The sequence below is a fragment of the Sutcliffiella horikoshii genome, from assembly GCF_008180725.1.
GTDB classification, from domain to species: domain Bacteria; phylum Bacillota; class Bacilli; order Bacillales; family Bacillaceae_I; genus Sutcliffiella_A; species Sutcliffiella_A horikoshii_B.
The window spans coordinates 277,933-302,854 of sequence record NZ_VTEV01000006.1 but is presented as its reverse complement, the minus strand read 5'-3'; the positions used below and the strand labels follow the sequence as shown (position 1 = coordinate 302,854).

Sequence of the window (24,922 nt, the reverse complement as noted above, 5' to 3'; positions counted from 1 at the left end):
GGGCCCATCTGTAAGTGATAGCCGAAACCATCTTTCAATAAAGAACCAGGAGGTTCCTTATATTATCCGGTATTAGCTCCGGTTTCCCGAAGTTATCCCAGTCTTACAGGCAGGTTGCCCACGTGTTACTCACCCGTCCGCCGCTGACCTTTCAAAAGCAAGCTTTTAAAAGGTCCGCTCGACTTGCATGTATTAGGCACGCCGCCAGCGTTCGTCCTGAGCCAGGATCAAACTCTCCAATAAAGAGTCTGAGCTTTTGCTCAAAATTTGCTAGCTTGTATTACTTAAATCATTTTGTCGTGTTCCGTAGAACCGACGTTATGACGCTGTTGTTTTGTTTAGTTTTCAAAGATCATTTTCTTACAAGATTCGCTCAAAAGCGACTTCCTAATCATAACAACTTGTCGTTTTAAAGTCAAGCTGTTTTTTTGTTTTTTTGATGTAGCATTTTCACATCTCGTCTCTGCCCTCGCAGCGACGAAATTAAATATACCACCTCTACAACTATATTGCAATACTTTTTCTAAATATTTTTGATTAACTTTCTACTAATGGAATTTACTCAACATAGCTCTACTATTATTGCTAACTAAGGAAGAAACTTGTCGTTTTCTTGTGGTTTGTGTATGATGAAGGGAGACAATTTAATTCTTTTCCACGAGGGGAGCCATAATGGCTGAGAGTGAACATGATGTTCTGACCCTTTGAACCTGTTAGTTAGTACTATCGTAGGGATGTGGCAGATTTATTACTTATTTCATTTAAGCAATAAAGGAGCCTCCTTTATTGCTTTTTTTATTTTAAGGGGGATTTATATGAAGAAGAATAACACATTGTTTCTCGTTGAAATTGCTATATTTGGAGCTCTAGGGTATTTACTTGATTTATTGGCAGGAGTTTTGTCACTCAAAATTTGGGCTCAAGGGGGGTCAATATCTATTTCAATGGTCCCGGTATTTATCATGGCGTTTCGCTGGGGGTTAAAAGGTGGAATATTATCTGGATTCATACTCGGTCTACTTCAGATAGTAACAGGTACCTTTTGGGGGATTGATCCTGTTCAAATTTTTCTAGATTATATAGTAGCATTTACCTCTCTTGGTTTTGCTGGAGTATTTGCGGGCAAAGTCTCGAAGTCTGCTAAGAAAGATGACCTGAAAAAACTTATACTATATGTAAGCATAGCCGCATTTTTAGGTTGCCTTTTACGATTTTTGGCTCATTACTCTGCCGGAGTCATTTACTTCGACTATTTAGCACCAGAAGGGCAACCGGTATGGCTATATTCCTTACTTTATAACGGGTCCTATATGGTACCAAGTTTTGTGATTGCAACTATTATAACGGTACTATTGATTAAAACAGTCCCTCGTATATTCACCACTAATAATTCTATCTCTTAAGCTGGCCGCATCGGTCAGCTTTTTTGTGTGAAAATTAATAGAATTTTCTACTATAATCTCTCATACAATCTACTAATGAATGAAACAGGGGGAAAAGATATGGATCTTGTAAAATACGCAGCATTTTTAGTAGCATTACTCACTTCCATAGGCCTTTTACTTTTTGCATACTTTGAAGGTTTGCGTATAAGTGATAAGGAAGGAAAGGTACGCGGGGAGGGATTTATAGTGAGCCTTTCACTTGGCATTTTTTTTGCAATGATGGCCACGAGACTCCAATGAATGGTACATATAATAGATAAAAGCCGACAAATTGTCGGCTTTTATCTATTATTACTTATAGGTAATTTTCAGGGATAGCCCTTCGTACCCGATTGTCTCATCCTTATATACACTTCTGATTCTCTTCTTCTTCCGTAACCATCCATTCTACTTGTTTGCTCTTACGGTTATCTTTTAAAAAATACCCCACACTAAGCATCACAAGCAGACCTCCTGTAAATTGGGTCCAAGTTACCATCTCATGTAAGACAAAATAAGCGAGAACTGCTGCACCGATTGGTTCAAATAGAATACTCATCGAGATAACATTGGTGCTGATGTATTTAACAGCCCAATTGAAGAAAGAATGGCCCAGTAAAGTTGGAATAATTGCAAGCAGGATGAACCAAAACCAATCAGTAGAGGAATAACCTGTAAGTGGTTCTCCCGAAACTAGTACATACAAGAGCAAGGTAACACAGCTGAAACCATAAACGATAAAGGTATAGGTAATCAATGATAGTCTTTTTCTGACCTCCTGTCCGAACAATAAATAAGCCGTTACAAGCGCACAAGCCACCAAAGCGAGTATATCCCCAAATAAAGCCATCCCACTAATCCGGAAATCACCCCAGCTGATAATGACACTCCCTACTATTGCCATCAATCCACTTACAATAGCTTTAATACTTAGCCTCTCTTTGAAAAACAAATAAGTTCCAATGAATGCAAACAAAGGTTGGAGGGTTACGAGCACTGTTGAACTTGCTACACTGGTATAATTTAAAGATTCAAACCATAGAATAAAATGAAACGCTAGGAACACACCTGCCAACCCCGAGAAGAGCCAATCCCTCTTCGAAATATCCTTTAATTCTCCAACATATTTATATAAAAATATGGGTAGTAGTATTATCACGGAGAATAGTAACCGGTAGAAGGCCACCACTCCAGCAGGGGCATCCGCTAATTTGACAAATATGGCAGATGTAGAAACAGAAACTACTCCCACCGCGAGAGCCACGTATGGATTAAACCACTTATTCATTTGCCTTCACCCACACTGTTAGTATTTTTAAATAACCTTTCTAATTTTACAGAACATTGTTATAATTTTCTACAAATATTTTTTTTAGAATATCATATTTTTACTTTTTACAGGAGGGGCCTTATGGAATTTTCAATGGAATATATCAATGAATACGATTTTATTATTAAACTTATTTTTGCTTCAATTGCTGGAATAATTATAGGGTTAGAACGTGAATTGAAGGGCAAACCTCTTGGACTAAAAACCTGTGTCATCGTCTCAGTAATGGCGTGCTTATTGACTATCGTTTCCTATGAATCTGCCTTTCTTTATTCAAAGGAATACTCAAGACCTATGGATCCAGGGCGAATTCCTTCCTATGTTATTAGCGGTATTGGATTTCTTGGTGCAGGGGTAATCCTAAGGAGAAGCAACGAGGCTATTTCAGGGCTGACAACAGCTGCATTGGTATTAGCATCCGCTGCACTTGGAATTACTATCGGAGCAGGATTTTTTATAGAAGGGGCATTCGGTGTCATTTTCATCATTTTGGGTGTGAAGATTATCCCCTCCCTCTTCGATAAAATTGGACCCAAGAAATTGAAGGAAAAAGAAATAAAAGTAAAAATCTTTATTGAGAAAGATATTGACCTGACCATGGTTATGAAGGAGATTCACCACAAGAATCTTGCTATTAAGCGCGTTAAAGTAAAAGAGGAAAAAGATGATATAGTGCTTAATTGTATCATCACCACGAAGAAAAGCGTCTATACAACAGATGTATATTATGACCTAAAATCACTTACTGGTGTCATTCAAGCAGAAGTTGAAAACTTGGACTAAATATTTTAAAAAAACGTTTGCAAAAGAAAGAATTTTTGATAAAATAAATTCATTCTCACCGGGGCGGTAGTTCAGTGGGAGAATACTTCGCTGGCAGCGAAGGGGTCGTGGGTTCGAATCCCATCCGCTCCATACTTCCAAAACCCTTGCTCAGCAAGGGTTTTTGTCATTTTCCTCTAATTTAATTCTTCTCTATATCCACTTCATCACCAAAGGTTCAAAATCAATATGCTATAAATTTTTTCGAAAATTCCTCTTTCTTCTGTTGGAAATGTAGATTCTAATAGAATACAGTACTTGGTTTCTTAAAAGTCTACTACACAACTACTTTATGTTACTTTTCACAAAGTAATCTGCCATATCCAACGCAATATCGTACCGTTCTGTACTTCTATAATACTCGAACAATTCTCTTTTGGATCGTCGGACTAAATAAATGAAACCATATTTTTCAAACATAGGTAATGCCTTTTCCTGCAAGTATTGATAATATCTTTGTTCATTCGATTTTATCAAGTATGAGAGAAGTTTAAATAGATGAATATATAACTTGAGCTTTTTCTGATTGGCAATAGTTACTCCTTCCGTAACAAGATCTAATAATATTGGTCTGGAAAGAAGGCCCCCCTCATAACAGCTTCGGATGTATCCCTCAAGGGAAAGTAGATAAGAGCTGGATTCTTTCTCCTTTAGTATCATAGACTCTTTATAATAATTTCTCGCTTGCTCCATATCCCCTAATCTATAGTATTCATAAGCTAAATTATGAGTAACTTTCGCCTTCCTTTCTAAAGATCCACATAACTCAGAACTATGAATTAAGCTTTTAAAGCGATTTATTACATCAAGATTATAGACATTGTCTTGTGCTTGAACAATCATGATTATTTCTGCATCTATGACCCTTAAAAAGAATTTTTTTTCTTCAAAAAATTGACGGGACTTTTGTGCATAAAAATAAGCTAAAACAGGAAGTCGAACGGAGTGATAGGCGATAGCCAAATGGTAATAAAATTCTGGATTGTTATAAATATCATTTCGGATTGTTTTTAATGTATTAATTGCATTATGATAATCATTTATCGATAAATAGTAAATACCTAATACATGCTTAAGAAGATTTCTCTCATAGCCTGTTAATTGTTTCTCTTTTTTTTGTATTTCTTTAATAAACAAATTAGCAGCTTCGGGCTTGTTTTTAGAAAGCAAATATCTTGCGTAAAGCAATTTGTATATATAACAATATTCAGAAATGTGGACTAGCTCTTCTTGTTTAAGCTCACAATGGATAGTATCGATTTCTTCTTTTAATTCCATAACAATCACGTTATGCCAATCCGATATTCGACTTTTCAATTGATCAAGCTTTTGGATTTTTTCACTCATATTTATTCCTAAGCGATTTGACAATAATTTGATAATATCAGGTGCATATTCGGTTTGTGATCTTTCTATTTTACTTATATGAGTATCTGAACAAATCCCTTTTCCCAATTGTTCTTGAGTGAGTTGATATTTTTCACGGAAATATTTTATGATTTTTCCTTCGTACATGTTTGATTTCCCCTTTTCGTGAGTTTTTTATGATAAGGGAGTTAAGAAGTTTATCAAGTTCTTCACTGATATTTATTTCCTTTTTTGAGTTAGAAAATTGCTATTTAATCGAATTGTAAACCATTTAACAATAGTAGTATAATGAATAATTATGAATACGCATTAAGCTTTACTTAATATTAACCAACCCATATAAATACACTTGCAATGAGGGGTATATATGAATTTAGAACAAATGAAATATATGATAGAGATTGTAAAAGAAGGTTCTATTACGAAGGCAGCTGAAAAATTACATTTATCAGCTTCTGCCATTAGCCAATCTATTTCCCAATTAGAAGAGGAATTGGGACTTTCTCTTTTTCTACGCTCCAAAAAAGGAATGAAACCAACTAAGGAAGGGACGCTATTTATATCTAAATCCTACGATATTGTACAAAAAATTCACGAATTGCACGTAGACTTAGAATCAAAAAAAAAGGGAGCTGCGAAAGAGTTACGAATTGCTTGCACCCCAACAATGACCTATGTGGTATTTGATGCTTTCTTGTCACTCAATAACTTATATAAAGATGTTACGTTCATTATAGAGGAATTGGATCAAGAACAAATTTTACATAAAATAAAAAATGAAGAGGTCGATTTAGCTTTTGCATCTTATCCTCAGAATGAATTAGATTCTTCGACATATGAAAATGGTATAGGTTATAAATTTATTTTTACTGATTTTTTATGTGTATGCATGAATAAGAATTCATCCAATTCAAAGTTACAGACTATCACACCAAAAGAATTAGAAAACGAAAAGGTAGTTGTTTATAACTCTGGTTATGTGCAAAATATTAATGAAAAACATTTAATTAATAAAGAATTTTTCATTACTTCCAACAATGTTGAAGTTCTAAAAAACGCTATGATTTATGGACCTGCTGTTTCTCTTGTATTGAATTCTTTCTTAAAAAACACTATTAATGTAAATAGTAAAGAACTAGTAACTGTTCCATTTAAAAATCCTAATTTTATCTTTCTAGACTTTTGGTGTCTCTATCCATTGGCAAAAGGAATTTCTAATGTAGCTGAAGCTTTTGAAAGTAAGGTATCAGAACTTGCCACTAAATGATCTGGAAGTTCAGAAGGAATTGTTTAAGTTAATAAAACGCTCGTATAAATAAAGGCAGTGCTTCTTAGTTAAAAGCACTGCCTTTCAGTTATCAGTGATATTGAAGGAAAGGACTACAATCTTTTTCCATGGAGAGATGTAATTCATCTGCAACAAGGATAAGTTTTTCCTACTAATTCCCCTACCTCACAATACCCACTCTCATAGTTGTGTAAAATTTCATATTGTTTTTCCACCAATTTTTCTTACTTCTACTTAATCAATAAATTTTTGTAATTCCTTCACAACGTCATGATTTACAGCTGCATTCCCACCAAATATTGTGATTTGTTCCATTCTATTGTTTTCTAGGTAGGAAAGGGTAGAAGCTGGTACATTGATTCCTACTAATATGATGGAGCTATTATTTTTGGCTGCTAATACGGATCCAGTTAACGCATCCGCAAAGTTGTTGCCTGTAGCTACATAAATATGTTTCGCCTCGCTGGTAAATACCTTCGCCAATTCAATATTCGTTTCATAACGATTCTGGCCACTAATGCGTTCTGCGTTTGGTAATTGGTCATGTACAGCCTCACTGATAACAGCCTTTCCACCAACTGCAATACTAGTTGATACACCTAGTTCATCCAGAGCTGCTTGAGTAGCCGTTGGTAGATCATTTGTCTTAGTCAGTAAGATTGGTAGTCCTTCTCTGGCTGCATGAGATGCTACAGAAATTGCATCAGGGAAGTTACCTCCATATACAACAACAGCTTTATCGGTTCCTTCAGGTGCTACTTGCTTTGCAATCTTAGAAGCCGTTTCATATCGGTCTTTACCAGCTATTCTTGTAACTTTCAGTTTCTTATTTTTTAGAGTTGAAACTACCTTATCACTTATCGCACTAGTACCACCTAGGACAATTACCTCAGTCGCCTTTAGACGGTGTAGTTCTTCTAAGACCTCATTTGAAAGCTCATTAGATTTTGTTAATAGGATCGGCGCTTTATGTTTGTGCGCTAATGGTGTGCCTGCTAAGGCATCCGCATAATTGTCGGAACGCGCTAACACGACGACATTGGATGAAGACCAACCTTTTTTACTTATTTCTACTGCAGTATGGTATCTTGTCTCCCCAAAAATTCGATCCATATTTTCTGTGTTAATAAACAGCTTACCACTTGCTTCTTCAACAGCTTTATTGCCTGCGGCATCCGTCATTTCTACTTCGATCATGGCACCTTGTAGATTGATATTCGCCGGCACTTCCCACGTACCCTTATAGACTCCTGGCTCAATCTCTTCCATCTTTTTGCTTGAAGCCGATTGAGTCGAGAATTGTAGAGGTAGTTTAATAGAGAACGATGCATCTCCGCCTTCTGCTTCACTTCGGAAGGAGACTTCAATCTTATCACCTGGCTGTACATACATGTCAGAAGATGGTTGTACATCACTTATCATTTTCGTCCACTTCGCATATAACGTGATATCTTCCGCCACTTTATCTCCAGCAAAATCCCATGCAAGTGTACATTCTGCATCCTTGTACCAGCCATCAAAGATGTAACCCAATCTTTTTGGAGCTACTGGAGCTTTAATGGTTGTGTTATACGCTGCTGTCTTACTCTCTACTGTTCCTCCACCTTGTGTATCAAACTCTACGTTGAACGTTTGAAGAGCCCATTTGCCGTAAAGTGTTTTGGATGAATAGATAGAGTTCGTAAATTCCCAAGGAATGGTACGTGCTTCATCTGCGAACCAAGTTAACTCATAGCCATAAACAGTTGGTTCTGTTATTCTGCGTACGACAATTTGATCTTTTACTCCTTCTTTTACTTCTTCTGGAGCATCACTTGGAAGGACAAATTGTACATTAATACCTTTTACCACTTTTTGGGAAATAAGTACGTCTGCGTAGTCAGTTGCTCTAATATTGATTGTGAATTCCCCTGTTTTTGTGAAGAGACTCTTATCCAATGTTATCGTCTGTGCAGCCGTATCTACTTTGTATTTCGATTCATCTACAGAAGAACCGTTAATTTTAATGCCTGTAATGACTTTTGCCCAGTCAACATCACTGAATTCAAGTGTCATATCGTTACCAAGAGCATTATCTTTCGAATCTGGTGATACAAGAGATGTTGCTAAAGCATATTTTGCATAAAGTGTGATTGGTTGCGTCACAACGCTTGTAAAATCATAAGGTTTTGTTAAAACTTGATCTGTATACCAGCCGGCAAACTTATAACCAATCAACGCTGGATCTGCCGGTTTACTTACACGTGAATCTACGATTTGAGATGGAACTCCATCGCCTCCATTTGATTCAAAGGTTACCAAATAACCGATCACTTGATCTGTAACGACTACATCCAAATACCCTTCAGAAATAATCACTACATTTACCTTTTGTCCGAATGTAAATAATGAACGATCTAGTGTGATTTCATTGTCCTTGATCGTGTAATCCGTATCGAGAACTAGCTCTTTTGATCCAATTAAAACTTGTTTGATATTATTTTTCCAAATTCCATCATCTGTGAAGGATAATGTAATATCACTACCCACCGTGTTTGCTAGTGTATCTTTTGAAACGGTAGGTGGAGTTTTTATCCAATTTAAATAGAATGTCGTGTTTTCTTTAATTAAAACTGCTATGTTACTAGCAATTTCTGAAGCCTTTCCACTTGTTCCTTCACTATCAAGATAAAGTGTTGGACTAACAGAAAGCTCTCCATTTTTTACGTAGTTTAAAGCTATTAACATATTTGGAGATGTTGCTCTCCCGGCTTGTGCAAATCTATCCTCAAAGAAAGTGTTTTCTGGATCAATTAACGTACCGCCATTTAAGTCAAAGTGAGTTCTATACCCAAGTTTAACATTTGGGATTTCTAACGATTCTCCTCCAATTGAAGTCATCGTTAATTTATATCCAATATAAGGATATTTTGGGTATGGAGCTTCACTAAAGGCAAACTTTTCAATCGGATGTGCATCTGCATAGCTTTCTGTAGCTGTTGTAAAGGAAAGTGTTCCACTTCCATCAGCGTTAGCTACTAGATTATACGTGCTTGGATCCAATGTATAAGTTGTGGTTACGGAATCAGATGTTCCATCACTTTTTACTTTGTAATACGTTGCCTCAATACTTGCAATACTACTCTTATCCTTTAACCAACTAACGTTTGTTTGATAATCTGGAATGGTGATTTCAAGGTCCCCTTCACCAAGCACCCAGCCTTGGCTAAACTTCTTACCATCAGGATTGTTTTTGTCAACTGGCGAATAATTTTGTACATACTCCATTTCCCATTTCGCATAAACGGTCTTGTCAGCAGTCAAGGTCCCATGTTGATTGAAAGAAGTCGTACATTCAGGTTCGTTAAACCATCCTCTGAAGATATATCCAGGTCTAGTAGGTACAGGTGATGTTTGAGATATAGACCAATCGCTTGATTTCGTTCCATACTTCGATCTACCCGGTCTGTATCCAACCGCTATAGGATCAAGAGCATGGCCTCCTTGCGTATCAAAAGTAAGTCTAAATCCAATCGCTTGTGCAGCTGATAAACCATTGTCACCTGTATACGTACCAGCGGTAACCACTGGGTAAATAGTGCCATCAGTACCTGTGGAGCGAATTTCGAATTTATACAGCTGTGGAAGATCGTTTTCTCCCCCAGGTACGATAGGTGAAGTATTTAAAACAGGTGATGCATTTGTCTTAAATAATTCTTTCTTAAATGTGATTTGGCCTGGCTGGCTGATATCGTAATATTTATTACCATTGCCGTCTGTCATATTCGTGATGTCTACACCGTCTTTGAAGTCTCTTGTTTGTACAACGATTTTATTGATTCCATTTCGCCAATTTGCATCATCTGTAAATGTGTAAGTTAAGTCTTTTCCTAAATGTGCTTTTGTTGGGTCTATGACTAATGGAATTTCAGGCGTTGGAATAGGTTCCTCTGCAACAGTTAACTGAAGTGATACATCTTGATATCCTGCTGCTTTAATGATAACCGTGTAATTACCAGCATCCTTGAACAATGACCCATCCAACGTAATTTCTGAAGGTACAAATACATGACCTTCCATTACACTAAAATAATAATGTGCAGCTGAGATGGTAACTGCTTTATTTGAAGTACCTGTAATCAATTCATTGATTACATTTTTATCATTAAGATGAATTTCAGTAATCGCATTTCTCCATGTGACATCATCTAAAAACACTCTATCAGTTGGAATCAGCGTAATCTTTGAGCCATTTTGCAATTCTTCTAGCTTTGGAATCGTTGAAGTCGTTTTTTGTGGTGGGCCTGCAAAATTTAGTGCTGTTCTTACCTCATCTACTCCATCACCGGCTTTTAATTGTACACCATTGACTATGGTGTCAGCTGTCAGTGTAAGTTGTGGAGTCGGAACAGGTACACCTGTCTTTAATGCACTTTGATTCTGTTGACCGAAATTTTTGAAAATGTAATAGAAATCATAATAATCAATGCCATAACCAAACCAACCTGATGGGTCAACCCAACGGATATCATACTTTCTGTTTTCCGGGTTCGTCAGGAATGCCTTTTTATCCGCTGTCGTCGTGAGTTCTTTATAAGTCTCATATCCTTTCACTTCTTCAAGAAGGTCATTCATGTCAATTACGTCGTCACCATTGACGTCTCCAGCTGGTAACAGAGGCGTAATATGGGAGGGCATATCATAATAAGCTCCTGTTTGATATCCGTGTCTGTTATCACCTATAACAGGTGTGGTTTTATAGCCCTTAAAGTGTCCTGGCATGAAAATTTCTACGTTATATGGCTTATCGCTCGCATCCATCGTAACCGCATAAGTGCCGGCTGTATTTCCAAGCCATTCGACAGTGTTCATGTCAGTCGTAGGATTATCGGTTATATAGGATTTACCATTTGCATCTGTTACCGTAACTTTTGCACCTGATTCCACTGTAACGTTCATGTAAGAACCGCTAAGCGTATTAACTTTGAATCCTTCTGCAAATATACCACCAGAAAGATTAGAAATTGGTTGTTTCACATATGGCCAATTTGCCATGAAGGCAGGAACCATCGTATCTTTACCTGATAATATAAAACTTGATTCTAACACTTCATATTCCCAAGGTCCTGTAAGAGCTTCAGGATTGGTATAGGTCACATCTGCTTCTATTATGTTCATATCCTGATCAAGTGCACCAGCAGCATCAATTCCAGATATCGTAATATCTATGGAATAGCTAGAAAATCTATCTTTATATGGATCACTCACTGTTAATGTAGCGGTTATTCCTTTGCTGTCTAAATATTGTTTATATTCATCTGAAATTCTAACATTACTGAATTCGTACGCTTTAGCATTATTAAGTGTAAACTTACCACCTGTCATGCCAATACCATTTTTCGTTGCGATTGTTGCTTTAAATTCTTTACTCGGTTCCACTACAACCTTACCTTGACTTTCAAGTTCTGAGTCTACACCACCTGAAGATGTAAGCGTTACATATGGTGAGCCTTTTTTGATAAAGTAAAAGCGTTGCTGTGAATAGATATCTCCAGCACCAGAATAGTCAGCTGCATACATCCGAACCAAACTACCATGACGGGTAATGTCCTCAGGGGCAAGTCCAAAATGGAAACGACCATTCGCATCTGGTGTGAAAGAATGAGTTGGGCGAACATCATCTTGGTAAGCCCAAACCGTATTCAGACTTTGGTTTGCAGGCACAAGTTTAGTACTATCATTAAGATCTGGTACCGAAGTATCACCATTATTTTTCATGACGTCGATATTTGAATCATAGACAGTACCATAAAATCTTTTAATCTCTTGACCTGGTTGATAGCCTGTAGGGTCGATTTCATAAATTCCCGGTTTTGAATCCGGATCCATTGTAAGAGTTGGCACAAGATAGTCAACATAAACTGTATCTTCATCTCTGTATTGGTTACCAGCCTTGTCGATTGCAACCATCTCGACTGAATAGGCACCATGTTTGGCTACAACTGGCTCTGTTGCAAGTCCGGATTGATCCAGTGATCCGTTATACGGCTTTGTAAATGGAAGATATCGTCCGCTTATAAGCATTGGGTTTCTAGTGTAAATAACACCTGGGTTCTTATGACTGATTCCAGATTCATTTTGAACGATTCCTAAATAATTTCCTTCATTGTCTTTTAACAACAGATACATACTTTCCATTTGACTATTGACAGTGTATCGATAGCCTAATCCAGGTGCACCAGCATTTGGATTAAAGTAACCTGAATCTCTAAATGAAACTGTCGTTGACTTGATGTCTGCAGCAAAATCAATCCCTTTTTCTGCGATTGAAATGGTGAAAGGAATGCGATATGACTCGGTTGAGTCGGAAGCATTTACAAGATAAATATACCCTTCATAAGTGCCTTCCATAGCATTTGATGGAATCGTAATGGTTGCTGTTGCTTTAACAGTACTAGCTCCGTCTACCTGAATGCTTGTCCTATTGTCATTATTAACGGAAACATCAACTTTCACATCATTTCCTGTTCCAGGACCTACTTCATTTGATTCAGCAAATTTTGTTGAAATAAATGTTGTACTCACATTAAAGGTCTTACTGCTAGTTCCTTGATTGATTACGTTAAAGTCTTTAGATGATACTACATCATCAGATCCATCGTTTGCGCCTTCTCCCCTACCTTTAAACCCGAAGAAAATGCTTCCTCTAATGTCATCTATTTGTCTCATTATAGGATCATTCTCATAAATATATCTTGGGTCATCATAATGATTTGCTTTGTCTAATACTTGGATTTTCACATCCGCATTTATTGCCCGGCCAGGGTCAACACGTCCAGCTCCAACTTGGTATACACTATACGTCGTTGATTCTGTGTTAACATCCTTCGCTGTGTTCGTTAAAGCTGTTTTAATATCTGCCGGTTTATAATCCGGATTAGCAGCTAAAACCAAAGCGGCAACCCCTGTGACATGTGGTGCTGCCATGGATGTACCGGACATTGATTGATAAGCATACGTATAATCATGTGGTTGACCTTCTTGAGGTTCCCATGTATCAAATGGCATGGTGGAAATAATGTCAACACCTGGTGCAATGACGTCTGGCTTTATATCATAGTTATTAACCGGACCTGTAGAACTGAAGCCAGCCAATTCATCCGCATTTTTCATGATTGGTGTATCTAGTTTAGATGGGAAAGTAATGGTTGTTTCTTTACTTGGGTCATTGGCAATCACATCAACAAGAGCCTGGCCTTGTGATTGTGTCAATGAAACGGAATATACATTATCCATGCTTGTGCCTAAGAAAGCGGAGATATAGCCTTGGTTGTCTTCATCCGCGGCATTGTTCCAAATAATCATTCCTATTGCGCCAGCAGCCTTGGCATTACCCATTTTTTCTGTTAATGTGAACCCTCCACGTTTCACGAGGGCAATTTTCCCTGACAAATCCTTTCCATTGTAATTTGTTGGTTTACCTAAACCAACATCTACAATAGAAAATGTTTTTCCGGCAAATGCATCATCACTGTCTGTAAAGCTTTTACCAAATAAACGAGCTTGGTAAGGAGTTTTACCATTTATAATCGTCATTACCGGAATCTCAACTGGAATCGTACTGGCACCAATTGTTATAGCTAGCGCTGCAGTTCCCGGAGAACCTACAGTGGCCGGACTTGGCCCTGCATTTCCTGCTGATACAACACATGTAACCCCAGCTAATGTAGCATTGTTAATGGCGATACTTGTTGGGTATAATGGGTCATTATTAAGTGAACCAAGAGAAAGATTGATGACTTGCATCCCATCTTTCACTGCTTGATCAATACCATTCAAGATAGCGTCCGCAAAACCTATTCCACCTGGACCAAGCACACGATAGCCATGAAGCTCCACATCTGGTGCAACACCATTAGCTGAATAGATTAGGTTGTTATCTGTAGTATTTGCAGCAACTGTCCCTGAAACGTGTGTTCCATGCGCTGTAATATAATTTTTATAATCCGGTGTCGCCGGATATAGTACTGATGATGGATTTTCCTTCGCATGCAGCCAGTCTGAGTAAATCGTTTCCATCGGGTCATTGTCATCACTGAATACGACAGTACCATCTGAATTGACCACTGCATTAATAAAGTCATGTCCACCATATCGTTTTCCGTTTTCATCGTGTGTTACTTTGTATAAATCAGGGTGATTGTAGTCAATACCAGTATCTAATACACCGACCTTCACTTTCTCCCCTGCATTAGGACCTGATTTAATAATTCCTGTATGTCCTTCTGCTTGAAGCTTATCAAGACCCAATAATTTAAGCCCTGACGTAGGTTTACCTGCCATACCACTTGTCTGTGCAGCATCTGCTGTGTTAGTTAGTTGTGGAACTTCAAATGTTTCTGAAGTCCAAATCGATGCAACATTTTCAAACTCTGCAATACTTGTAACGAGGTTTGCAGGTAGTGATAACGCAACACCATTGAATGCTTCGGAGAATTCTCTCGTAATACTCATACTATTATTAATAGTTTGTCCGCCAATGATTTGCGTTTTGGGCTGCGAATTTACAAAGCTTTTAAATTGTTTGTGAGATTCTTCCACCCTTTTTTCTGCTTCAGCATAATCTGTAGCAAACTCTTGGTTATTGACAGTAGCTCCACCATTTGCTAATGCTTGTTTAATCATTTGGATTTTAGCTGGATCCACTGTAAATTGAACGATTACATTCAAATTTTTTGAACTACGCAGATCACTAGGATCCACATGGATTTTTTTCGCATTTTCTGCTCCAGTGAGCTTATTGATGTTTGCTTTTTGTTCAGAAGTAAGACCGGCAAGAATACGGTTTACTTCTTCTGCATTAAAAGTTTCGTCTGATGTTTGATTCTGATTATCAGATGCTGTATTGGCTAGTGTTAAATTTGGCAACGCAATGTTAATAAGCATTGCAATCAATAATAATATAGATAACACTCTCCTGGTTTGTCTCTTTCTCTTACTCATTTTTCCCCTCCTATGAAAATATAATATTAAGTTGCTGGCAAAATCCTAAAACCTTTGGTTCAAGATTTAACCTGCTATATCATAAGGATTTTCCTCTCATATAATTGTGAGGAGACCTTAATGAACAAAATTCCAAACTCCTATTTATTAGCTGAAAAGTATCACCAAAAAGTTTTGATAAAGAATAGAATTGGAAATTACATACACTTAATGAATTTATTTTTTTGCGTTTGGAGATACTTGTCTAAAAAAGAAGAATTGATTAACTTTAAATAATATTCTGTATTTTCTCTGTTTTTTATTGTACTGGTAATCTATTTCGAAGTGTATTGTGGGAATTCAATGTATAGTAATCAAAAAACGAGAATTTTTTAAGCTATATAAATCTAGAAAACTCTATATTTTCTTCAATTTCATTTTGTTTTTTAGGAAATATAAATTGGGGGAATTAGATAAACTGAATAAAAAAAAGCCTAGTTAGATAGGGGTATATAGTTTTGTAAAAAATTCCATTGGGGATTTCCCATAGTTTTCAGGAAGAATAGTGAAAAATCTGTCGTTTATATTAAACAAAACCAACGATTGCGAACAGAATAGAAAAACGAATAATGGAAAAATTATGGGAAACCTTCCTTATAGGAGAAAAGAGGGGCCTGTAATGAAAGCTGACCGTTCTTTGGACAGCAATGAGAATTCACTGAAGGAATTATTATTCCACAGCTCAGATTGACAGAACCTATAGACTTTTTTATCTAACTACCATGGTTGAATTTGATGCTGTCCAAGAATTTATCTTTGCTGCGAGAAAGGGATGTAAGGAACTGTCTTGACAAAAGAACAATCACTTAACCTACCTGTGAACGAACGGGTTCTTCGGGGTTCCAGTCAGGCATTGATTGAAAACCTAGACACTAGTCTAATATTTGCTTCGAAAAAAAATCACACCCCCTGACCTTGTGATAACTTCCTACAGCTTGGTAAAAGGTCGAATACAAAGGTCGCCGTACTTTACCTGCAATCTCTTGTCAACAAAGAAGTCTTAAAGACATTCACTCGGAGAATCGATAGCATAGATATTGATTATGTTGAATTTCCAGGTTTCGTCCAAGAATTGATTCAAGATAAAAAATTTTCCTTGTTTCCGAGAATGCTCGTAACCGAAAGAGTGGACCGAATTAGAGCCAATTTGATGGACTATTGCTCACATTTACTCCGAGCAATAATGCCTGGATCTTACTTTCGAATTCGTCCCTATCTCTTTTAATAGGTTGCACTCATAACTTTCAATAGTGTAATTGGCATCCACTAAGTCAAACCCTTGATTTAATGATTAACTTCATTTTCTTCTACATTAATTCCTTTTACAAAGTCTTTATTCTCTTTTAATTCTGGATACCTTTCCCATAGGATGTTTATATCGTTATTCAACACCGCTTGAGTTCGATGGTGCATATATTCTCTTACAGGTTTTATAAATTCTATCCAATCTGATGGTTCGGGTTCTTCAAAACCTTCTACGTCTTTTGTTGGTTCAATGTCCTCTGATATTGCCGAATACTGCTGACAGCCTACCAATGTTAATAATAAAATAAGAGTTAAACCAATCGAATTCTTAAATATGGAAATAGCGATTACCTATGCCGTAATCGCTCCTAGATTGCTGAAGATCGTTAATGAACAAAACCCCCGTATAACAGAATAACAACTGAGCATCCATTAGCTGGTTCGTTGATTAAGGTTAAGGCTTCCAGGTCTTCCAGAAAAGCTTCTAGATTGTTGAAAATAGATAAACCACACAGAATAACTGTTTTATTTCAGGCCACTTCATGAATAAAACCTTCAATATTTTAGCAAAATATACAAAAACAGATTGAGGACTTAAATTATGCAAATGAATGATACTAAGTCAAAAGAACACATACCTTTTGATAAACATAACACCTGGCATCAAGCCTTGGAGAAATCAAATGATTATATTGACTATCATACTTCTCTTAATACATCCGACCCATTTTGGATCTCATACTTTCGGACATTAATTAAGTCTGAAATATTACAAAGGGATGTTCTTCCTTATTTAGATTCGACATTGCCTCTCGATCAATTAGCCTCTAGAATACCCATCCAGAATGTTTTATTAACAGAAGATGACCAACTCATTGTAGATAGCATTCTAGCAGGTCACGTTGCCATCCGCCAACAAAAACAAGATAGACAATGTCTTTTGGTTAGCATTCCTGAAACGGCGTTCCGACCAGTTGGTCCTCCACTCAAAGAGTCATCTATACTTGGTCCACAAGTAGGGTTTATTGAAGAGTTGGATACCAATGTGAATCTCATAAGAAAACGTCTTCCTATTCAAGAACTAGTAGTTAAGGAGTTAAATATTGGGGCATATACAAAAACAAAGGTAGCCGTTTTATATATGGAAGGTGTTGCAAACGGTGAATTGGTCAACGACATTTTGGAAAGGTTATCCATAATTGAATACAACCAAATATTGGATAGTTCATACATAACTGCAATGATTGACGACAATTCAAATTCCCTATTTCCACAATCTATTGTTACAGAAAGATTTGACAGAGTGGTTGGAGCACTAACAGAAGGGAAGATTTCTATTGTTGTTGATGGATCTCCTGATGTAATCATATTACCGATAACATTATTGGAGTCATTTAACTCTATTGAAGATTACAGTTATCCATGGATGGTATCTAGTTTTTTCAGACTACTGAGATTTTTTTCCTTTTTCTTTTCTATTTTACTTTCACCCTTGTATGTCGCGGTGTTGACCTATCATTACGAATTAATACCTTCGGGATTATTTGCTTCCTTGGCTTCCTCCCGATATATGGTACCATTCAGTCCTTTTGTCGAAGCTTTAATTCTGGAACTATTGATTGAATCAATAAGAGAGGCAGGGGTTCATTTACCTTTAAAAGTAGCGCAAACTCTTGGGATTATTGGAGCAATCGTAATTGGTCAGGCAGTTGTGGAAGCTAATCTAACAAGTAATATTCTGTTGATACTTGTAAGTCTTGGTACGATTGCTAACTTTGTCACACCTATTTATAAAACAGGGAACAGCATTCGACTTATTAAATTCCCACTTATTTTTCTGGCTCAGTTACTTGGATTACTAGGAGTAGCGGCTGGGTTCTTCTTTACTGTAATTCATGTTGTTCGCCTTTCTTCTGTCGGAAGTCCGTATAGTGGGTTATATCCATTTCGCAAATCAAATATTCAGGATATGTGGATACGTCTGCCTTTTTCTAAACAAAAAAAAATTGCTGATTTAACGAAGTCGGAGAAAAAGAAAAAAACAACCAGATATGTCTCTCAGCACAAACGAACAACTGATTTTGACGAATAGAAAGTAGGGTGATTATGTGTCCATTCCTAAGAACTATCAAGTATCACCGTATTTTGTATTTTTCATTATTATCTCTTCTCAAGTGGGCGTCGGTATTTTAAGTTTCCAACGTGATCTAGCAAATTACGCAGGTTACGATAGTTGGATATGTGTTCTTCTAGCGGGAGTTATCGTTCAATCTATTATGTTTCTCATGTATAAAATTATGAATGCGCTTGACGGTGACCTCCTCTATATTAACCGTACCATTTTCGGTAATTTAATTGGAAATGGAATCAATTTTCTATTTGTCGTATATTTGGGGGCACTGGGTTTTTCTGTCTTACAATCCTATGTTGAAATTTTACAGGTTTGGATGTATCCAAGTGTTCCTGCTGGGATTTTATCATTTATAATCGTGGTCATTGTCTATTACATCGTGTCTGGTGGATTTAGGGCAGTTGTTGGGATTTGTTTTTTCTCTTCCATCTTCCCTTTATTGTCTCAAGTGACTGCCTTAGTGACTCCTAACAAATACTATCATCTGGACAATTTACTTCCTTTAATGGATCACTCGTTTCTTGAGATCCTTAAGGGGATAAATGGAACAATCTACACGATGTCAGGATTTGAGGTGATTTTATTGATTTATCCGTTTATTAAAAAAAATAAACAATCTCAAAAGTATGCTCATTACGCTATTATTGTCACTACTTTACTTTATACGTTATCAGCAATAGCATGCTTTTTATTTTTCAGTGAAGCACAGTTGAAAATCCAGAAATGGCCAGTACTTACAATTGTTAAATTTATGTATGTTCCGTTTTTTGAACGTTTTGAGTATGTCTTTATTTGTATATACATGCTTGTAATTTTATCATTTCTGTCTCTCATACTCTGGTGCTCAAGTAGAGGATGCAAACTGTTGTTTGGAGTCAAACAAAAATATCCCCTGCTAGTATCGTTGATTCTTTTTGTTATAGGAAGTCAACTTATATACGGAAGTGAAATACTCGAATCTTTCAAAAAATATGTAATTTACCTTCATGTTGCTCTAGTTTACGTGTACATTCCTTTCTTATCGGTCATTGTAATGATATGGAAAAGGAGGAAAATGGCATGAAGCAATCTAGGTATTTTTTTCTTTTTCTCCTGGTTATCTTAACCGGCTGTGAGGCTAGACTTTCTCCAAAGGAGATTAATAAGATAGATGTGATCCAAGGAGCTGGATTTGACCTTACGGAAGAACAACAGATTAAAGGCTACTTTTTGTTTCCTATTTATAAAGATAGTAACGATCAACAGACTACCAAAACTATTTCGGCAATAGGTGATTCAATTAAAGAAATCACGAATGAAGCCAACTATAAAACAAAATTCCCATTAGAGTATGGGCAAATCCGTGTCATTCTTTTCAGTAAAACATTGTCAGAAAAAGGAATAGTACCACTACTTAACACCTATAACCGTGATCCTTCTATCGGGAGAATCGTTCAATTGGCAATAGTAGATGGAGATACGAGTGAGGTACTTGATAAAAAATTTGAAGAAGTTGACAATATGGCTCTTCAAATACAGGGAATGATAGAACAAAATATAAAAAATGGAACAATTCCAATGACTGATATGAATACATTTATGTATCAATATCATCAGGAAGGAATCGATCCATATTTACCTATTCTAAAAGTTAAAGAAGATGAAGTCGTCATCATGCATAGCATTGGTATTCTAAAAGGTGACAAATTAATTCTTCAAGTTGCAAAGCAACATACCTTCATATTCGGCCTTTTGGTAGAAAAACGGCAAAAAGGGGGTCATTATACAGCGCTTGAAAATAAGGGTAAACTGGCATTTGAAATTATCCGTTCCCGTCCAATCTATCATGTAGAAATGATCAATGAAGAACCATCCATTACAATCCAATTAAACATTAAAGCAAGGATCATCGAAAATTTTTCTTCCAATGGCGAAGCCTTGCCAAGCGACAAAAAAGAAATAGAAAAAAACATCGAAAAACAATTGAAAGATGAAGGTACAGCTCTAATTAATCAGTTTCGTGAATTGCATGTTGATCCGTTAGGCATTGGTGCTAAATATGAAGCACAAGTAAGAAGTTTCGATGCTAAAAAATGGAAAGATCAGTATCCGAACGCTCAAATAGATTTGAATGTGGATGTTACCATTGTTGGAACAGGTATCACTGAATAAGATTCACCACTAACAAATAGCAGTGCGCTTCTACACTGCTATTTGTGCCACACTTATTCCTAACCGACCTATTAAGTGAATTTCTTTTAAAAAATCTCAAACATGTATAAAGTGCAGTAATAGTCTACTACGAAATATGAGTTACTAAACAATCCTTTATTGGAAGAAGAAACAATATCACATCTATATAACAATACCACAAATTTTCCAATTATCTTTTAACTTACAATTAGTATGACAATTAAAGGTGGAATTTCAATGAAAAAAGTAGTCCATTTTGGACTACTTATTATTACAGGATAGAGTCCTAAAATGAAATAGGCATTGTACCATGTTTTGGGATAAATCTCCTTTGTTGGAAATAACACATTTATTCTCATTTGTGAATTATAATTAAGGAAGATTTTTCAATTCCTTAGTCCTGTTATAATTCTCCAGCGAAAAAAAACTGTATTGATTTGGATATAAAATTAGAAATGGAAATAATTTCTGGTAAGCAAGAAGAAAACATTTATGTATAGTACACAGTAAATGTTTTCTTCCTTTTATCATATTGTTAAATATCAAAAATTCACATTACATTCAATTACGGGTTACATTTGTAAATTTAAATACATTATATCTATCTAATATTAGCCAAATTAACGTATTTAAGATACTAAAGTTCACTGGAAGCGAAGGGGTCGTGGGTTCGAATCCCATCCGCTCCATACTTAAGGCACCACTAATATATGTGGTGCCTTTTTCTTTGCCATTATACCAAATATTGACCTTCAACTTTTCTCTAAGCCCCCTTTAACTTTTGGGTTGCCACATTCTCCTTTTTCCTCACTCTCTTTCCAATCATAATTCTTTTTAGATAGGTATTCAGCGGCTTCTCAATCCAGACATAGACTAAGCAGCTAGACGCAATGCTTAAGACTATAATGATTACCATTGAAACAGTGTACCCTAAAATACTTAAAAGAAGAGTTTCCCGAAACAATAGCATATATAGGATAAGGAACGGACCATGAGCAATATAAATGGAATAAGAGGCGTCCCCCAGAAAAACAAGGCTAGAAGGAATTTGTCGTTCAGTACGGTCTTTTATGGAAATCCCTAATACAATTAATAAAGCAAAGAAACAGTAGAAGACAGGCGCATAATAGACAGGAATCAAAAAGTAAACATTATTCACCCATATAAAGCAATATCCTATTAACCCTACTACAAGAAAAGTAGTAGCAAACTGTTTCAAATTGAAAGACATATATATATAGGCGATAAAGCTACCTGAAACAATTTCCAATGTAGAAAAACTGAACAAGAATGTGTCCCATTGTGTAAATAATCCTGATTTAAGTAGAATCGTGACCATTACCCAAAATATCATTATCGGCTTGAAGATTTTGGGTTGAAGAATGACGAGACTGAACATTATATAAAAAAAGATTACGTGACTTAGTGACCAGGCCGAGGTCAGAATAGGTTGAGTTGGGAACAGCAGAAACGATTTCCAAATTTGTTCTAGGTTGTATGGGTCATGGAGAACAGGAAAGAGTGCGGCTATTCCTAAAAGTAAAAATGTGAATAACCAGTACAAAGGATAGATCCGAATAAATCTCTTAATTAGGAACTCTCTTGTTTTTCCTTTAACACCAAAATGGCGATGGTAAATGTAATAAATCATAAATCCAGTTACTACAAAAAAGAAATCCACCCCCCCAATCCTTTCCCAGCTTCCCAGTCCGAACCAATCGAAGTTGAAATTTCGATAAAATAACGTATTTACGTGACCAATCACAACAAGCAAAATGGCAAAGACTTTAGCAACTTGTAAAATGGAAAGTTTGCGACCTTTGATTGGCATTTCCATTTCTTATTATCCTCCTCTGGAAAGTGAACCTAGATTGTTCTGGAATGCTTTCTGACTGCATGAAAGGTGTAGTTTACCAAATACCAGATGGATGCTATCACATTCTTCTTTTCAATTTTACGATAGGTGTTCCATGTCTTTTTAGCAGATTTTATTTTGTTGCTTGATAAAGAATCTACACATTTCCGATAGATAGCAAGTTCCTCATTTAATCCATAAGCAATGATTCCTTTGTTCAAAATTTGTAACCAAAGACCATAATCCTCGGAACAATCTCTAAACAATTGCATCTGAAAGTGGCCTAGCTTCCTTTTATTAAGTACCACCGTTAACGTACCAATAGCAGTATTCATCAACAATGTTTTGTATGTTATCGAAGCTGGGGCTTGAAATACAACCCCTGTCTTCTCCCCGCTTTCCTTCATAATTTGGTACGCTGTATAAGAAAATGCACAATCGTGCTTTAACATGAAATTCAGCTGACGTTCAAGTTTACTTGGGTGCCATAAATCATCACTATCTAAAAATGCTATGAACTCTCCTTTGGCTGCATTAATAGCAACATTTCGAGCATTGGCAGGACCACCATTTTCACTTAATTCAATTAACTTAATCCTAGAATCCGTCTTTATTTCTTTATGAACAATTTCTCTAGTAGAATCGCTGGAACAATCATCTACAATAATCATTTCCCAGTATGGATAGGTCTGGTCTTTGACAGAACGAATGGTATCGAGTATATACTTAGCTGCATTGTAGGTTGGGGTAATAACTGAAACTAAATCCATAGAATTTGTTTTCATTTCTAATCCCTCTCCTCCGTAAATGTGTTTCTCATCATTCAAATCAATTGTGTTTTGCAATTGTAATACCACGGTAATTCGTTTTACGTTCTGCTGCAGGCTTAATGATTACACCCTTCGCTTGATCTCTTAGTAAGACTACGCGAATTGTTTGCATCAATATTTTAATATCAAGAGTAAAGGAACCACTTCTTACATACATAAGGTCATATCGAAGTTTTTCTTCAACTGAGGTAGTGTAATTGGCATAAACCTGTGCAAGGCCAGTGATTCCAGGTTTGACATCAAAACGTTTCATGTAATCAGGAACTTCCTTTTTGAATTGCTTTATAAAGAAAGATCTTTCTGGCCTCGGTCCAATCAGACTCATTTCACCTTTAATAACATTTAACAATTGTGGTAGTTCATCTAATCTGATAGCCCGTAAGACCCTTCCTATTGTTGTAATACGTGGATCTTTTTCCAATGCCAATACTGGTCCAGTATTTTTTTCGGCATCTTCTACCATGCTTCTAAATTTCATTATTTGAAATGGCTTCTCATTTAAACCAACTCTCTCCTGTTTAAAAAAAGCTGGTCCTTTTGAAGTGAGTGGGATGAGAAAATATAGCACCATCATCAATGGACTTAAAACGATAAGCAATACCATGGAAATAACTATATCCATAGTCCGTTTCACTATTTGATGCGTTCCGTTGAAGTTGTTGGAGGGTATAGAAAATACCATCATGTCATCTACCTGTTGAATTTCTGCCTCTTTTAATGCAAAATCAAACATCCTGGGCACTATCAGCACTTCTTTTCCATATTTTATACACAGGTTCGTGACACTAGATTGCATACTTCTTTCCACTTCTGAGCTTAGAATTACTACATCTGCTTGTTTTAAATACTTTTTGATAGAGCCCCTATGTTGGGTTGTGACAATGTCCATAACTTGGAACCAACCTTTATGATGCCGGTGAAATTTTTCCGCTATTGTTTGACCATCCATATTGGACTTTGAAACTACTAATACATTTTTCATTCCATGTCTAAATCTTGCTAAATGCCACATTGCCAACCTTGCTGAAACAATAAAAATAAACTGAAAAATAGAAGCAAATAATACTAGGTGGACGGTTGTTGTCAAAGACGTTAAAAACCCAATAATTGTAGATATTAATGTGAAGAACATCATTGCGAGAAAAGTACTACATACTAAGTTAGTTGAACTTTTTCTCTTCCAGCTTCCATAGAGGTCAAACATATAGAAGGTGAGAAGGCCTATCAACGTTATCGTTAGAAAAGCACTTGAGTTTGCCAATCGGGCAATTGGGTATTGGAAAAACCAAGCCGTAAGATAATATCCCGTTAATATAAAGGATAAATCCATCCCAATCATGAAGGATTTCTCTAATCGTTTACTGAAATGGTTACTCATTTCACTAAACTCCTTTCTTTACTTCCATTAGTATCTGTAAAGTTAATATTCATACACA

Annotated in this window: 14 protein-coding genes, 1 tRNA gene, 1 rRNA gene, 1 pseudogene and 1 riboswitch; of the genes and pseudogenes, 9 read left to right on the top strand and 8 right to left on the bottom strand. The window is 36.4% G+C overall.

Annotated elements, in window-relative coordinates:
* A 16S ribosomal RNA gene (locus tag FZC76_RS16865) occupies positions 1-243 on the bottom strand; the annotation flags it as partial.
* 407 nt (positions 244-650) lie between these two features.
* A riboswitch (TPP riboswitch) is annotated at positions 651-752 on the top strand.
* 63 nt (positions 753-815) lie between these two features.
* Between FZC76_RS16865 and thiT the strand changes: the two genes are divergently transcribed.
* Both thiT and FZC76_RS16855 read left to right on the top strand, forming a co-directional pair.
* Positions 816-1,403 carry an energy-coupled thiamine transporter ThiT gene (gene thiT, locus FZC76_RS16860; RefSeq protein WP_148989330.1) on the top strand — a complete coding sequence of 196 codons (588 nt, stop codon included), beginning with the start codon at positions 816-818 and terminating at the stop codon, positions 1,401-1,403.
* A gap of 99 nt (positions 1,404-1,502) precedes the next feature.
* Positions 1,503-1,685, top strand: a complete 183-nt coding sequence (locus FZC76_RS16855) for a hypothetical protein (protein WP_148989329.1) — start codon at positions 1,503-1,505, stop codon at positions 1,683-1,685.
* A 103-nt stretch (positions 1,686-1,788) separates the two neighbouring features.
* On the opposite strand, the gene FZC76_RS16850 is transcribed toward FZC76_RS16855, so the two are convergent.
* Positions 1,789-2,712 carry a DMT family transporter gene (locus FZC76_RS16850; protein WP_148989328.1) on the bottom strand — a complete coding sequence of 308 codons (924 nt, stop codon included), beginning with the start codon at positions 2,710-2,712 and terminating at the stop codon, positions 1,789-1,791.
* 123 nt (positions 2,713-2,835) lie between these two features.
* On the opposite strand from FZC76_RS16850, the gene FZC76_RS16845 reads away from it, so the two are divergent.
* Together FZC76_RS16845 and FZC76_RS16840 are read left to right on the top strand one after the other, a co-directional pair.
* Positions 2,836-3,537, top strand: a complete 702-nt coding sequence (locus FZC76_RS16845) for an MgtC/SapB family protein (RefSeq protein WP_148989327.1) — start codon at positions 2,836-2,838, stop codon at positions 3,535-3,537.
* 60 nt (positions 3,538-3,597) lie between these two features.
* Positions 3,598-3,669 (top strand) — tRNA-Ala (locus FZC76_RS16840).
* Positions 3,670-3,861: 192 nt separating this feature from the next.
* Here FZC76_RS16840 and FZC76_RS16835 read toward each other — a convergent pair.
* Positions 3,862-5,091, bottom strand: coding sequence for a helix-turn-helix domain-containing protein (locus FZC76_RS16835; protein ID WP_148989326.1), 1,230 nt, complete (start codon positions 5,089-5,091; stop codon positions 3,862-3,864).
* Between the two features lie 220 nt (positions 5,092-5,311).
* Between FZC76_RS16835 and FZC76_RS16830 the strand changes: the two genes are divergently transcribed.
* Positions 5,312-6,211 (top strand): LysR family transcriptional regulator, encoded by a 900-nt coding sequence (locus FZC76_RS16830; protein ID WP_148989325.1) that lies wholly within the window; start codon positions 5,312-5,314, stop codon positions 6,209-6,211.
* Positions 6,212-6,466: 255 nt separating this feature from the next.
* On the opposite strand, the gene FZC76_RS23640 is transcribed toward FZC76_RS16830, so the two are convergent.
* Positions 6,467-15,214, bottom strand: a complete 8,748-nt coding sequence (locus tag FZC76_RS23640; protein ID WP_148989324.1) for a cell wall-binding repeat-containing protein — start codon at positions 15,212-15,214, stop codon at positions 6,467-6,469.
* A 979-nt stretch (positions 15,215-16,193) separates the two neighbouring features.
* Between FZC76_RS23640 and FZC76_RS23710 the strand changes: the two are divergent.
* Positions 16,194-16,478, top strand: a pseudogene (locus FZC76_RS23710) (spore germination protein); the annotation flags it as partial.
* Positions 16,479-16,537: 59 nt separating this feature from the next.
* Here FZC76_RS23710 and FZC76_RS23535 read toward each other — a convergent pair.
* A complete protein-coding gene (locus FZC76_RS23535) occupies positions 16,538-16,666 on the bottom strand; it encodes a hypothetical protein (RefSeq protein ID WP_262372679.1) in 129 nt (42 codons plus the stop codon).
* Positions 16,667-17,099: 433 nt separating this feature from the next.
* On the opposite strand from FZC76_RS23535, the gene FZC76_RS16815 reads away from it, so the two are divergent.
* Genes FZC76_RS16815 through FZC76_RS16805 form a run of 3 tightly spaced genes read left to right on the top strand, consistent with a single transcriptional unit; the run spans position 17,100 to position 20,780 of the window.
* Complete coding sequence (locus tag FZC76_RS16815; RefSeq protein ID WP_148989323.1) at positions 17,100-18,590, top strand: spore germination protein; 1,491 nt, start codon at positions 17,100-17,102, stop codon at positions 18,588-18,590.
* A 16-nt stretch (positions 18,591-18,606) separates the two neighbouring features.
* Entirely contained in the window at positions 18,607-19,692 is a 1,086-nt protein-coding gene (locus FZC76_RS16810) for a GerAB/ArcD/ProY family transporter (protein ID WP_148989322.1), read from the top strand.
* Entirely contained in the window at positions 19,689-20,780 is a 1,092-nt protein-coding gene (locus tag FZC76_RS16805) for a Ger(x)C family spore germination protein (RefSeq protein ID WP_187442117.1), read from the top strand. Before FZC76_RS16810 ends, FZC76_RS16805 begins: the two co-directional genes overlap by 4 nt.
* Positions 20,781-21,564: 784 nt before the next feature.
* Here the strand turns inward: FZC76_RS16805 and FZC76_RS16800 are convergent.
* From FZC76_RS16800 to FZC76_RS16790, 3 genes are read right to left on the bottom strand one after another with little or no spacing between them, the layout of a single operon-like run.
* A complete protein-coding gene (locus FZC76_RS16800) occupies positions 21,565-22,638 on the bottom strand; it encodes an acyltransferase family protein (RefSeq protein ID WP_148989320.1) in 1,074 nt (357 codons plus the stop codon).
* Between the two features lie 29 nt (positions 22,639-22,667).
* On the bottom strand, positions 22,668-23,441 hold the full coding sequence (locus FZC76_RS16795) for a glycosyltransferase family 2 protein (protein ID WP_148989319.1): 774 nt from the start codon (positions 23,439-23,441) through the stop codon (positions 22,668-22,670).
* A 43-nt stretch (positions 23,442-23,484) separates the two neighbouring features.
* Positions 23,485-24,864, bottom strand: a complete 1,380-nt coding sequence (locus FZC76_RS16790) for a sugar transferase (RefSeq protein ID WP_148989318.1) — start codon at positions 24,862-24,864, stop codon at positions 23,485-23,487.
* Positions 24,865-24,922 lie beyond the last annotated feature (58 nt).

Bases quoted from the DNA above. Each gene is read 5' to 3' on its own strand.
- thiT (WP_148989330.1), top strand. From the start codon at position 816: ATGAAGAAGAATAACACATTGTTTCTCGTTGAAATTGCTATATTTGGA.
- FZC76_RS16855 (WP_148989329.1), top strand. From the start codon at position 1,503: ATGGATCTTGTAAAATACGCAGCATTTTTAGTAGCATTACTCACTTCC.
- FZC76_RS16850 (WP_148989328.1), bottom strand. From the start codon at position 2,712: ATGAATAAGTGGTTTAATCCATACGTGGCTCTCGCGGTGGGAGTAGTT.
- FZC76_RS16845 (WP_148989327.1), top strand. From the start codon at position 2,836: ATGGAATTTTCAATGGAATATATCAATGAATACGATTTTATTATTAAA.
- FZC76_RS16835 (WP_148989326.1), bottom strand. From the start codon at position 5,091: ATGTACGAAGGAAAAATCATAAAATATTTCCGTGAAAAATATCAACTC.
- FZC76_RS16830 (WP_148989325.1), top strand. From the start codon at position 5,312: ATGAATTTAGAACAAATGAAATATATGATAGAGATTGTAAAAGAAGGT.
- FZC76_RS23640 (WP_148989324.1), bottom strand. From the start codon at position 15,214: ATGAGTAAGAGAAAGAGACAAACCAGGAGAGTGTTATCTATATTATTA.
- FZC76_RS23535 (WP_262372679.1), bottom strand. From the start codon at position 16,666: ATGCACCATCGAACTCAAGCGGTGTTGAATAACGATATAAACATCCTA.
- FZC76_RS16815 (WP_148989323.1), top strand. From the start codon at position 17,100: ATGCAAATGAATGATACTAAGTCAAAAGAACACATACCTTTTGATAAA.
- FZC76_RS16805 (WP_187442117.1), top strand. From the start codon at position 19,689: ATGAAGCAATCTAGGTATTTTTTTCTTTTTCTCCTGGTTATCTTAACC.
- FZC76_RS16800 (WP_148989320.1), bottom strand. From the start codon at position 22,638: ATGGAAATGCCAATCAAAGGTCGCAAACTTTCCATTTTACAAGTTGCT.
- FZC76_RS16795 (WP_148989319.1), bottom strand. From the start codon at position 23,441: ATGAAAACAAATTCTATGGATTTAGTTTCAGTTATTACCCCAACCTAC.
- FZC76_RS16790 (WP_148989318.1), bottom strand. From the start codon at position 24,864: ATGAGTAACCATTTCAGTAAACGATTAGAGAAATCCTTCATGATTGGG.